Source organism: Kaistella carnis, from assembly GCF_003860585.1.
GTDB lineage: Bacteria > Bacteroidota > Bacteroidia > Flavobacteriales > Weeksellaceae > Kaistella > Kaistella carnis.
In genome coordinates this window covers 1,163,236-1,175,928 of record NZ_CP034159.1, presented here as the reverse complement: position 1 = coordinate 1,175,928, position 12,693 = coordinate 1,163,236, and the positions used below count along the sequence as shown (strand labels likewise).

General features: G+C 35.8%; 13 protein-coding genes. 9 read left to right on the top strand and 4 right to left on the bottom strand.

The window, feature by feature from the left end; all coding sequences use genetic code 11:
- The first annotated feature begins 173 nt into the window (after positions 1-173).
- Together EIB73_RS05270 and EIB73_RS05265 are read left to right on the top strand one after the other, a co-directional pair.
- Positions 174-560 (top strand): START-like domain-containing protein, encoded by a 387-nt coding sequence (locus EIB73_RS05270; RefSeq protein WP_125023330.1) that lies wholly within the window; start codon positions 174-176, stop codon positions 558-560.
- 67 nt (positions 561-627) lie between these two features.
- A complete protein-coding gene (locus EIB73_RS05265; RefSeq protein WP_228411282.1) occupies positions 628-1,437 on the top strand; it encodes an aminotransferase class IV in 810 nt (269 codons plus the stop codon).
- A 378-nt stretch (positions 1,438-1,815) separates the two neighbouring features.
- Here the strand turns inward: EIB73_RS05265 and EIB73_RS05260 are convergent, their stop codons facing one another.
- Complete coding sequence (locus tag EIB73_RS05260; protein WP_125023327.1) at positions 1,816-2,364, bottom strand: YqgE/AlgH family protein; 549 nt, start codon at positions 2,362-2,364, stop codon at positions 1,816-1,818.
- Between the two features lie 53 nt (positions 2,365-2,417).
- Here EIB73_RS05260 and pdxH point away from each other — a divergent pair, with 53 nt between their 5' ends.
- Positions 2,418-3,062 carry a pyridoxamine 5'-phosphate oxidase gene (gene pdxH / locus EIB73_RS05255; RefSeq protein ID WP_125023326.1) on the top strand — a complete coding sequence of 215 codons (645 nt, stop codon included), beginning with the start codon at positions 2,418-2,420 and terminating at the stop codon, positions 3,060-3,062.
- Between the two features lie 46 nt (positions 3,063-3,108).
- Here pdxH and EIB73_RS05250 read toward each other — a convergent pair whose 3' ends face one another.
- Entirely contained in the window at positions 3,109-3,411 is a 303-nt protein-coding gene (locus tag EIB73_RS05250) for an HU family DNA-binding protein (protein ID WP_125023324.1), read from the bottom strand.
- A 402-nt stretch (positions 3,412-3,813) separates the two neighbouring features.
- Here EIB73_RS05250 and panD point away from each other — a divergent pair, with 402 nt between their 5' ends.
- Entirely contained in the window at positions 3,814-4,164 is a 351-nt protein-coding gene (gene panD, locus EIB73_RS05245; RefSeq protein ID WP_125023322.1) for an aspartate 1-decarboxylase, read from the top strand.
- A 20-nt stretch (positions 4,165-4,184) separates the two neighbouring features.
- Positions 4,185-5,234 (top strand): lysylphosphatidylglycerol synthase transmembrane domain-containing protein, encoded by a 1,050-nt coding sequence (locus EIB73_RS05240; RefSeq protein ID WP_125023320.1) that lies wholly within the window; start codon positions 4,185-4,187, stop codon positions 5,232-5,234.
- 66 nt (positions 5,235-5,300) lie between these two features.
- Here the strand turns inward: EIB73_RS05240 and EIB73_RS05235 are convergent, their stop codons facing one another.
- Complete coding sequence (locus EIB73_RS05235; protein WP_125023318.1) at positions 5,301-5,678, bottom strand: cupin domain-containing protein; 378 nt, start codon at positions 5,676-5,678, stop codon at positions 5,301-5,303.
- A gap of 1 nt (position 5,679) precedes the next feature.
- The gene (locus EIB73_RS05230) at positions 5,680-7,695 is read right to left on the bottom strand and encodes a M3 family metallopeptidase (RefSeq protein WP_125023315.1); all 2,016 of its coding nucleotides are present in this window, start codon (positions 7,693-7,695) and stop codon (positions 5,680-5,682) included.
- 124 nt (positions 7,696-7,819) lie between these two features.
- On the opposite strand from EIB73_RS05230, the gene EIB73_RS05225 reads away from it, so the two are divergent.
- From EIB73_RS05225 to EIB73_RS05210, 4 genes are all read left to right on the top strand, one after another.
- On the top strand, positions 7,820-8,455 hold the full coding sequence (locus EIB73_RS05225) for a hypothetical protein (RefSeq protein WP_125023313.1): 636 nt from the start codon (positions 7,820-7,822) through the stop codon (positions 8,453-8,455).
- Between the two features lie 232 nt (positions 8,456-8,687).
- Positions 8,688-9,752, top strand: coding sequence for a DUF6263 family protein (locus EIB73_RS05220; protein ID WP_125023311.1), 1,065 nt, complete (start codon positions 8,688-8,690; stop codon positions 9,750-9,752).
- 67 nt (positions 9,753-9,819) lie between these two features.
- Positions 9,820-10,035 carry a hypothetical protein gene (locus EIB73_RS05215; RefSeq protein WP_185144631.1) on the top strand — a complete coding sequence of 72 codons (216 nt, stop codon included), beginning with the start codon at positions 9,820-9,822 and terminating at the stop codon, positions 10,033-10,035.
- Between the two features lie 48 nt (positions 10,036-10,083).
- Positions 10,084-12,642 (top strand): YfhO family protein, encoded by a 2,559-nt coding sequence (locus EIB73_RS05210; RefSeq protein WP_125023307.1) that lies wholly within the window; start codon positions 10,084-10,086, stop codon positions 12,640-12,642.
- Positions 12,643-12,693 lie beyond the last annotated feature (51 nt).

Sequence of the window (12,693 nt, the reverse complement as noted above, 5' to 3'; positions counted from 1 at the left end):
GTCATAGTTTTTATACGAATTTTTCGAAATCGCGGATATAGCAGACAGCGGGACGGGTTTTGTAAGAAAACGAATATTTGATGCTCCCATTCTCTATAAACTATTTCAACAAATATATTGCGTATATAAGAAATTAATTTATATATTGCGACACATTAAAAATAGGTAGCAATATGGCGAAAACGAAAGTGCAATATGAATTTCCAATGCACTGTCAGTCAGAGATTTTATACGAATATATGGCGAGCGCAGAGGGACTTTCTGAGTGGTTTGCAGACGATGTGGTAGAAAAAGGAGATGATTTCTTCTTTAGTTGGGGCGATGGACCCGAAGAGAAAGCCACGCTTGTTCGCTACAAGCCCGAAAGCTTCGTGCGTTATCGTTGGGAAGAAGATGAAGGAACGAAAAATTATTTTGAAATGACCATCGTTATTGATGATATTACGGAGGATTTGGCATTGAATATTGTAGACTTTTGCGATGCCGGTGATGAAGAAGAAAACCGTCTTTACTGGGAAAATTTAATTGAAAACTTAAAATTGAAATTGGGCGCGTCCTAATTTTTTTAATCTAATGATAAGAATGGACGATTTATCGTTCATTTTTTGTTATAAAAATTATCGTATTTTGGAATTATCATTTACTTCTGAGCACTTTCTCCCTCAGAATCGTGCTTTTTTATATGGCGACGCCATTCAGGTTTCTTTTTTTGTGCGAAACTCACACCTCATTATGGCAGAGGAATGCTATTTTTATTTAATGGCATCGATGCGTAAGATGAGAATGGCGATTCCGCTTTCTTATACGCTGGAGTTTTTTCAGAATCTCTTTGAAGAAAAGATCCGGGAGAACAACGTAACCCATGCAATTATCCATTTTTTTGTATACCGCAATACAGAAAATAAACCTTTGTCGAAAAGTGGTATTTCTTATTATTTTGAAATCGAAGAAGTTGATGATGTTGTGAGCATGCAGCGCGATTTTGAAATAGATTTGATCAAGGAAATTAATGTAAATACCAATCTTTTAAGTGGTATTCACGTGCACTGTCCGGAAAATATTTATGCGGAGATTTACGCCAAAGAAAATGATCTGGATGATGTGATTTTCCTGAATCCAAACAAAAGGATCGCACGAAGTATTTACGGGAATTTATTGTTCCTGGAAGAGAATAGGATTAAGATTCCTAAAACCACAGAAGGTGCGTACATTTCGCCGTTGCTGGAGAATTTTGTAACCTTTATACATAAGAATAATTTAGCTCAAATTCAGGAGTCAGAAATGATTGCATTTGAATCTCAGAAAGCAGAAGAGGTTTTGCTGATGTCTGACTTAAAAGGAATTTTTGCGGTGACCAAAATCCGAAATAAATCTTTTGGAAAAGGCCGTTTCGCCGAAATGATTGAAAAGTGGAAAAATAGTTTTGACCAAAATTGACAAACCCAGTCAACCACCTTTAAAATAAAAGTCATTGACCAGGTTTTGAAAGAGTATTTCTCTTATTATTCTTTGATAAATTATACTTTTATCCGTTAATCGGAAGGTTGATTTGGTTTATCAAAATAACGAAATAAATTGATTGAAATTTTATAATGAAAACTTAAACTTATGGTAAAGTTTTGTTAATGCTTTTTGCGTTTTCCATTATTTAAAAATTAGTGATTTTTATGGAGTATAAGATAACTTTAGATCAATAAAGAACATAGTTTTATTTTATTCTATCCTATATAACTTCGGAAAAAGTGTTGATTAATAAAGAATTGATTTTCTTTGCAGCAACTATGTAGAGAGGATTTTCTCCCACATTCTGAATGATTAATTCATCGAGACATCTTCCGGCGCATTGGCCCAAAGTAAAAATTCACCGCCTAAATTTTGCATAATATTTTTCCAGAGACTTTGATCATTGGGGGAAGTGTAATCAAGATTATAAACATCTACAGGCGTCCACATTTTTCGTAGAATTTCTCCATCCAACTGCTGAATTCCCCAACCGGAATACCCGGCAAATACTTTCACCTGCTCTATGGAAAGTCGCTCATCCAAAATTGCGGCAACTACATTTTCTATGTCTTCAGTAACATAAAACTCATCATTGAGGTCCAGATATTCCTCTGTTATTTTTTCACCTTTGCAGATAAAGAAAATTTTATCTTTTTCCACCGGTCCACCTTCATAAACTGTAACTTGGAAACCAAAAATCTCCAGCAGGCGCGAAGACATGTTTTCATTTTTTTTGTTAAGGATCAAGCCAAACGCGCCTTGCTCGTTGTGATCGATAATGAGAACCACTGAGCGGGAAAATATGTCACCCGAAATATCCGGAGTGGAAATTAAAATTTTACCTTTGTAAGAATAATTCATCTCAAATGTCAGGTCAAATAAGGGAACCTTTGACCAAAAGTAATAAAAATTTAATGGAAAACTTACACCACAAACGAAAAGTTTACGACAAATCTGAACTTTTAGAAAGTCAGATCAAAGAAAATCCAATGGAACAGTTCCGCGACTGGTTTATGGAAGCAGAGGAAAACGCTCAGATTTCTGAAGCCAATGCCATGGCGATTTCTACTTTGGAAAATGATGGATGTCCCCGAACAAGAATGGTTCTTTTAAAAGCATACACGTGGGAAGGTTTTATTTTTTATACCAATTATGACAGTAAAAAAGGTAAGGCGCTTGTTGAGCAACCCAAAGCTTGTCTGCATTTTTTCTGGCCGAATTTAGAACGTCAGATCATCATTAAAGCAAATTTAGAGAAACTGGCAGAAAATCTAAGTGATGGTTATTTTCACTCTCGTCCGAAGGGAAGCCAATTAGGAGCCGCGGTTTCTCCGCAGAGTCAAGTTATTCCGGACCGAAATTATTTAGAAGAAAAATTGAAAAATCTGGAAGAAGAATATAAAAATACAGAAATTCCCCGACCGGAGAATTGGGGCGGTTATTTGGCGAAACCCTATGAGATTGAATTTTGGCAAGGTCGTCCAAATCGTTTACACGACCGAATCATCTACGAATTACAGGAGGATTTTGAATGGAAGATTTCTCGCCTGGCCCCATAAAAAAGTCCCGAATATTCGGGACTTAAAATTTCATATAATCTAAAGATTATTTTTTCTTCTTTGGAGCCATATCTTCCATAACAGCGCTCGCCAGATCAGCTCCAGCTTTGAATTTAGCAACTTTTTTCGCTGCAATTTGAATTGGTTTCTTAGTTGCTGGATTAATTCCTTGTCTTGCAGCTCTTTCAGCTACAGAAAAAGTTCCAAATCCTACTAGTGATACTTTACCGTCTTTCTTTTTCAAAGTTTCAGAAACATTAGAAATAAAAGATTCAAGAGCTGCCTTTGCTGCAACTTTTGTGATGTTCGCGTCTTTTGCAATAGCGTCGATTAATTCAGACTTGTTCATAATAATAATTAGTTAAGGTTAGTTTGATTATAAAAGCAAATATAAAACATTTTTCATATTGTGCAAATTTTTTGTAAATATTTAATCAAAACTCAATAATAACTCAAATTTAACAAAAAGTAATAAAAAATGCTTCTCACGCTTTATCAGCCTTTGGGAGTGCTATAATCATGCCAAACTCAATGCAGACGGTTCTTTGCAAAAATCATGATCATAAATTTAAGAATTATGAATTATGGAAATTAATTTTTTATGAAAATATGATTCATTTTGGGATTTTCTCATTTTTAAAAGACCGGAGCTGGTTTTTGCGTGAGAGCTCATTCTCACTGGATTTACGACCGATTTTCAATTATATTTGATTTAGGTTTATGTTTTAATTAAAATAATTAAATTTGCGCCATGTTAATTGAAATTTTTAAATCGAAAATTCACCGCGTTCGGGTGACCGAATCTGACCTGAATTATATAGGGAGCATCACCATTGATGAAGATCTGCTTGATGCCTCGGGAATCATGGTAGGCGAACGTGTTTATATTGTTAATGTAAATAACGGGGAGCGCTTCGATACGTATGCGATAAAAGGCAAAAGAAAATCAGGAGAAATATGTTTAAATGGTCCGGCTGCGAGACGTGTACAGAAAGGTGATGTCATTATCATCATTGCATACGCTCAAATGACACCCGAAGAAGCAAAAGTATTTCAGCCCAAGATCATCTTCCCCGATGAAAAAACAAATCTCCTTACTTAATTTTCGAAAATCCTCCAACTTTGGAACAGAAAAATTCTTCAAAACCTCTTAAAACATTTCTCACCATTGTAATTTCCCTTGCGATCGCGGCCCTCTTTATGTGGTTTGCTTTAAAGGGAATGGAATTTAAAAAGATTGCGGGGTATTTCTCAAAAGCCAATTATCTGTGGGTGTTTGCAGCGTCAATTTTCGGCATTCTTGCCTATTGGTTTCGTGCGATTCGTTGGAATCTTTTGTTGGAGCCCATGGGATATGAAATTTCAACATCCAATTCATTCTGGACCATCTCTTTTGGATATTTAATGAATCTCACAATTCCGAGAAGTGGTGAACTGGCCAGATCTACGGCTTTATTTGGCGTTGAAAATGTACCGGTTGAAAAATCTTTCGGAACCATCATTCTGGAACGCATTGTCGATTTGATTTGTATGATGGGATTTCTGGGACTTACTTTAATATTTAAGTATAAAGCCTTTGTCGCATTTTATGATTATGTCACCAAGCAAAAAGAACAGTCCGGAGTGGAATCTTCGAATTCTAAATTATATATTGTTGCCGGAATTTTTGCAGTTTTTGCAATTCTCTTTTTTTTGTTCAGAAAAAAATTATCCCAATTTTCAATCTATCAAAAAGTCATTGACTTTGGAAAAGGAATTATTCATGGATTGACTTCCATTTTTAAAATGAAACAAAAGGGGAAATTCATCGCCTACACTTTAGGAATTTGGGTTTCTTACTATTTAGCGGCATATTTAGTTTGTTTTGCACTGCCCGAGACTTCACAGTTTACTTTCGCGGATGGTTTCTTTATCATCGTCGTAGGAACATTGGGAATGATGGTGCCTGCTTCTGGTGGAATTGGTGCTTTTCACTTCGCATTAAAAATTGGAATAATGGCACTCTTCCTTTCCATGGGTAAAAACCCCGAAGAAGGTGGTGAAGTAGGTCTTTCCTACGCTTTTATTTCGCATACCATGCAACTGGTAATTATGTTGGTGATGGGAGTGATTTCCATTCCTGTTTTAGCAAAAGCCAGAAACGCAGCAGTAAAACGCAAAAAATTAAATTAAAAAAGATTAGAAAAAAGGGTTTACTTTTACAGTAAACCCTATTATTTTTATATAAAGACAGATCTATTACTCTTTTTCAAAATAAATATCGGAGTCGTCGACCAGTGGAATATAAATGCGATGCCAGGTTTCATAACCTTCAATCATTTCCCATTCATGACCTTCACCCTCAATATCTTCTGCCAATAAGACAATTCCGGGTTCTATAATGAATGTTTTATCATCGCTAGTAGTGAATTTCAAATTTCCGCTCAGTGTGATAACAAACTGTTTTCTTGGCGCCTTGTGTGCTCGAATTTGCCAGGCATCAATTTCATTTGCGAACCATAATTCCTTCGTCTTTATTTTAAAGTCTGTGCGTATTTTCCCTCTTTCAAAAAAGCTTTCTCCATTTTTGTTTTTCAGGAGGCGAATTGCGGGAATATCATTTAATTTTTCCTTCATATTATCCGAAAGCTCTTTTGAGTAAACTTTCTACTTTAGGCTCGCTTCCACGGAAATTTTTATATAGTTCCATAGGATCTTTCGTTCCACCGGATGAAAGTAAAACTTTATATTTCGCCGCAATTTCCGGATTAAAAATTCCATTTTCTTTAAAATATTGAAATGCATCGGCATCTAAAACTTCCGCCCATTTGTAAGAATAGTATCCTGCAGAATAACCGCCCTGGAAAATGTGGGAAAAACTTGTACTCATCACGGTTTCCGGATTGCTCGGGTAAAGATTGGTTGCTTTGGTTTCTTCAACTTCGAAAGTTTTTATATCACCAACTTTTTCTGCGTTGGTATGATATCCCATATCTAAAATTCCGAATCCTATTTGTCTTAAAGTTTGGTAACCTTCCATAAAATTCTTGGAATCTGATATTTTCTGGATTTTCTCATCCGGCAAAACTTCCCCAGTTTGATAATGTTTTGCAAACGTTTTTAGGAATTCTGGCTCGTAGCAGTAATTTTCTAAAAACTGAGATGGAAGTTCTACAAAATCCCATTTTACCGACGTTCCGGAAAGATTTGGATACGATGTATTTGCTAAAACACCGTGCAGAGCGTGACCGAATTCATGGAAAAGCGTTGTCACTTCCTGAAAAGTTAATAGGCTTGGCGTATCAGCAGTTGGTTTTGAGAAATTACAAACCACTGAAATATGCGGACGAATATTTTCTCCATTTTTAATGGACTGGCTTCTGAAACTGGTCATCCAGGCGCCGGCTCTTTTGCCTTTTCTTGGGAAGTAATCTGCGTAGAGTAGGGCTTTGAATTTTCCGTCTTCGAAAATTTCGTAGGTTTTTACCTCGTCATGGTATTTCTGAATCTCATGGGTTTCTTTAAATTCTAAATTGAATAGTTTTTCCGCCAAACCAAATACCGCTTCCTGAACTTTTTCCAGCTGAAAATAGGGCTTCAGTTCTTCATCATCAATATTGAATTTCTGTTTACGAAGCTTTTCTGCATAGAACGTATGATCGTAACTTTGCATCTCTTTAATACCATCAGCTTTTGCCAATGATTTCAACTCTTCGATTTCTTTTTCTGCAAAAGGTTTTGCTTTCTCTAAAAGTTCACTTAAGAATGATTTCACTTTGGCCGGAGATTTCGCCATTCTTTCCTCTAAAACGTAATCAGCATAAGTAGTATAGCCCAACAATTTTGCTTTTTCCTGTTTTAAAGAAATGATTTCTTTAATTAAATTCTGGTTATCAAATTCATTGTTTTGAAATCCTTTTTTACCGTTTGCCAGCGCCAGTTCTTTTCTTAAACCACGATTTTCAGCGTACGTCATTAAAGGCAGAAAGCTTGGGTACTGAAGCGTGATCACGAAACCTTCACTATTTCTTTCTTTCGCTTCTTCACGATATTGTTGCAGAATAGGTTTCGGAATTCCGGCCAGGTCTTTTTCGTCGGTAATGTGTTTGAAATAGTTATTTGTTTCGGATAAGACGTTTTGGCCAAACTGCAGTGATTTTGTCGACAGCTCAACGCTTATATTTTTAAATCGCTCTTTATCAGCATCATCTAGCAGCGCGCCACTTCTTACAAAACCTTTGTAGGTCTCATTTAGAAGCATTTCCTGTTCATCGTTCAGATCATATTTTTCTTTTTGATCGTAAACTGCTTTAATCTTTTCGAAAAGAGCAGCGTTTTGAGAAATCTTGGCTGAAAATTCAGTTAAAATTGGCGAGACTTCCTGTGCGATTTTCTGAATTTCATCATTGGTCTCCGCGGAATTTAGATTAAAGAAAATTCCCGAAACAACTTCTAGTTTTTCACCTGAAAAAGCCAACGCTTCGATGACGTTTTTAAAAGTTGGTTCTTCCGAGTTTCCTACAATTTTATCAATCTCTTTTTCGGAAATTTTGATCAGTTCCTGAAAAGCAGGAAGAAAATGTTCTTCTTTAATTTCGTTAAATGGTGCAGCATTATATTTTGTAGTAAAGGTTTGTAGTAAGGGATTTTGCATTTTTAATTGAAGTATAATTATAAGTCTTATTAAATATTGAAAAGCAAATTTACTGAAAATTAAAATTTTTAACTTTTATTAATAGGAAATATTTATTTTTGTGTCCCAAATTAAAATAAACTTTATGAAAAAAATCTTTACAATTTTAGTTCTTGTGGCATCTTTGAATGTCATTGCACAAAAGCAAATATTTGAATCACCAAAGCTTGCAGAAAAAATTGCGGAACAAAAGACGGTTGCAATTATTCCATTTGAAGTAACTATCAATTACAAAAAGCAACCAAAAAATTTTAGTGCTGAGGCAAATAAGGAGCAAGAAAGAAAAATGTCTGAAAGTATCCAGTCGAGTATGTATACTTTTCTTTTAAGAAAGCGAGATAAGTATAGCGTTGCATTTCAAGATGTGGATAAGACAAATATTTTGCTAAAAAGAGCTGGTTTATTGGATAAATTAGATGAAACAACAAAGGATGAACTTGCTGCTGTTTTAGGGGTTGATGCAGTTGTAGGTGGTAATTATGAAATTGAACAAACAAAATCTGAGGCAGGAGCTATTGCAACTGCAGTTTTATTTGGCGGATTTGGTGGAAAGACGGGAACTGGCTCTTTAACTTTAACTATTAACGACGGAAAAGATGGAGAATTACTTTGGAGATTTTTCAAAACATTGGATGATAGTATAGCTACATCAACTGACGATGTGGTAGAACGTATGATGAGAAAAGTTTCTAGAAATTTTCCTTATGATAAAGAAAAATAAAAATAACATTTAATCTAAAATGTAGTATTTTAAGTCGGGTTTTTATACCCGACTTTTTTATGATCCGTTTAAATGTACAAATATTCTTTTCCGAAATTCTAGAAGATTGTTAAAATTGTTATAATGTTTGAAACCATCAGAAATAATTAACTTAAATTTGTCCTTCATTTTGAAAAAGACTTTATTTTTAATCAAAATGCTTTAAGAAAATTAGAAACAGAAATAACATTTAATGAGAAAATTCACAGCCATTGCGCTTCTTTCAATAACTTTAGCAGCCTGTAAACAAGAAACAAAAACCGTAACTAAAGTTGATCCGGAAACCGGAAAAACAATAACGGTAGAAGTTCCTGTAGAAAACCCAACAGATCCTGCAAAAGTTGAGAAGACACAAGCAGCAGTTCCTGCTATTCATGATTCGCTTGGAATTTACAAACAGACTTTCAAATTAGAGAAAGGCCAAACTTATCCTTTAGTTACTTATCAGAAAGACATTCAAACAATGACGGCGCCGGACGGGAAATCCCAAAGCGGAACCAGTGAAATGACCGATGAAATGTCTTTTACCGTGAATGATTTCAAAAATGGAACTTACGATATTACCATTAATTTAACCGGAAAAAGAAATTCACAATCTGCCAACGGGAAAACAGTTTCCGTTGATACCAAACAAGCAGAGCCGAAAGACGAGCAGTTGAAGATGATGTGGAAAGTGAACAAGGCTTTGGTGGGCAATAAATTGAATTTAAAAATGACCGAAAACGGTAAAGTGCTTTCCATTACTGGTTTTGATGCGGTTTATAATAAAATTTCAGCTTCTGTCGGAAGCACAATTAAAGATCCAAAAGAAAAAACAGCTTTTTTGAGTAGTTTCAAGCAGAGTTTTAACGAGAAAATGCTGAAAGATCAGTTTGATAAAAACCTGGTTATCATTCCAGCGAAAGGAGCTAAAATTGGGGAGAAATGGTCTCACAGTGAAAATGCGACGCCCGATGGAAAAATCAAATTAACCACCACTTACACCTTGAAAAGTGTAGACAATGGTGTTGCCCAAATCGCAGTGAACGGTGGTATTCCAAAAAAATCGGATAAGAAAACCCAAGAGGGAATTACAAGAAGCATGAGTTCAGAATTGTCTCAAAACGGAACCATTACTTTGGACCAAAATACAGGTTGGGTGAAAAATCAAAATATTGCAGTGAAAACTGTTCAGACGGAAACATTATCGGACGGGAAACAATCCCAAACTATGAAATCAAGTTCGAATTCCACAGTGGTGGTTAATCCTTCAAAATAGGAATTCGGCCTCAGATCATCGACCGAAGTTATATTTAAAGAACTTTCATCCTTTATTAAAAATAATAATGAAATATATTTTTGAATTAATTCTGACGACTATTATTATCTTTTTTCTTTGGAATTTTTTAAAGCGAATATTTTTCACCGCTTTTTACAAATTTCCAAAACCCCGGAATGAAGAAAATGTAACGCAGCATAAAACAAAACAGAATCTCGATTCCAAAATCCATTGGGATGCAGAAACAGTAGATTACGAAGAAGTAAAAGAAACCAAAAAGTAGAAAATCCTTTGACCTTGTCGAAGGGTTTTTCTACATATAAAAGTAAAGATGGCAAAAAATAAAAATTTAATTTTCATTATCGGAAGCCTCGTGGTTTTCGTTGTATTGGCGGTGATTTACGCCAATCCGGTGCTGACCGGAAAACAGCTCTTTCAACATGATATTGTGCAGTACAAAGGCGGTGCAAAAGAACTGTTGGACTACCGCGCGCAAAATGGCGAAGAAACCTATTGGAGCGACTCTATGTTTGGTGGAATGCCAACGTATCAAATGGGTTCCCAGTTTCGCGGCGATGTTATTAAAAGCATTGATAATTTGTTAAACTTTTTACCAAAACCTGCGAATTATATATTTCTGCTTTTTTCGGGATTTTTTCTTTTGGGATTGGTTGCCGTTCGAAATTGGAAATATGCGCTTTTAGGTGCTACCTTCTTTGGCCTTTCAACCTATTTTTATATCGCTCTGGCTGCGGGTCACAATGGAAAGATTGCGACCGTTTCTTACTTCGCACCACTTTTAGCGGGAATTCTTTTAGTCTACATTAGAAAAAAATATATTCTTGGGTTTATTGTCACTGCGCTTTTTATGGGATTGCAGATTGCTGCGAACCACCCACAAATGACGTATTATCTCTTTATTGCACTCGCATTCTTATTCATTTCAGAACTGATTCGGGCAATTCTGGGTAAAACAGACTGGAAGCATTTTGGAATATCAACCGGAATTTTAGCCTTCGCGTTTGTCTTGGGAATTGGTATGAATTCGCAGAGACTCATGGCGAATTCTGAATATATCACAGAAACCGTTCGTGGAAAACAAATTCTAGATAACGAAAAACATTCTGCCGATAAATCCGGCATGGATAAAGAAAGCATGTTGATGTGGAGCTACGGAAAACTGGAAACACTGAATTTATTTATTCCGAGATTAATGGGCGGCTCCAGCAATGAAGAAGGGTCTGATCAAATGATGGCGGAAGTGCAGCAGCTTGTACAGGACAACGTGAGTTCTCAGCAGGAAATGGACCGTATTTCCAAAGGTTTCAGTTCTCTTACTTATTGGGGTGAACAACCTGGAACTTCCGGACCGGCATATCAGGGAGCAATTGTATGTTTTCTTGCGGTTTTAGGTTTCTTTTTCGGCTGGAAAAAATACCGATACTGGATTTTAGGAGCGTCTGTTCTAACCATCTTTTTAGCGTGGGGAAGTAACTTCATGGTGATTTCTGATTTCTTCATTGATTATGTGCCTTTTTATAACAAATTCCGGGCTCCGAGCTCTATATTAGTCGTTGTAGAATTGCTGTTTCCACTCATCGCCATTATTGGCTTGTACCGATTCTTTAATTCTAATGAAAACACAGAGACATCTGCTGAAAATATTTTAACAGAGGATTATAAGAAGAAAATTTTAATTTACGTGAGTTCTGCTGTTTTAGGAGTTACATTGCTTTTATTATTTTTCGGGAAATCACTTTTAGGCTTCCATACTGAGCAGGAAAAAACCTATTTACCACCTTATCTTTTGGAATTTTTGGTCGATAAACGTTTTAAAATGTTCAGCATTGATGCGATTAAAGCATTGGTTTTCGTGGCGATCACGGCGGGGGTATTATTTTTAAGTTTAAAGAATAAAGTCACACAAAATGTCGCGATAATCGTTATCGGATTGGTGAGTTTCTTTGATTTATGGAGTGTAAACAAAAGATATCTGAATAACGATAACTTCATCGATAAATCATTTACCGAAAATCCTTTCCAGACGGAAAATTCGGAACTGCTCATGCAGAAAGTGGGTGACAATGCCAATTTAAGGTCACTTCTGAGTAATGCCACTATTAACAAAACATTAGAGACGATTTCCGAGAAAGATAAAACCCATTACCGAATTTATAATCAGACGTTAGGTGCCTTCAATGAAACGAATACTTCGTACTTTAAATCTTCTATAGGCGGATATCACGCCGTGAAATTAAGACGGTATGACGATTTAATCAATGAGTATTTTGGGAAGATGGATACGGTGAAAGTTCCACGAATTCTGAATATGTTAAACACCAAATATATGATTTTTGGTAGTGCAGAAAATCCGGAAGTCGTTCCAAATCCTGCGACCAACGGAAATGCATGGTTTGTTTCTGAAGTTAAATTTGTGAATTCTCCAAATGAAGAACTTGATCAGATTGGAATAGTTGATAATAAAAAGGTTGCTGTAATTGCAAAAGAAGATCAGAAATATTTTGAAGGAAAACCTTTACAAAAAGATTCTACAGCTTTTTTAAATCTTACAAAATACCAGGCCAACGAACTCGAATTTAAAACACAGTCGAAGACACCGCAACTCGCTGTATTTTCCGAGATCTACTATCCAAAAGGCTGGAGAATGATGATTGATGGAGTAGAAGTGCCGTACATCAAGGCAGATTATCTGTTACGTGCAGTTTACGTTCCCGCCGGAAATCACACGGTAACGATGATTTTTGCACCTGATGTTATTGCGAAAGGGAAGTTGATCTCCATGATTGCTTTTGGATTGTTTTTATTGTTGAGTGGATTGGGGATTTATTTTTTATACCGTAAAAGAGAACAAAGAAATTTGGCTGTGTAAGAACTTCAAAATTACATAATGTACTGGGAGTTCTTATAATTTTTTAATTTT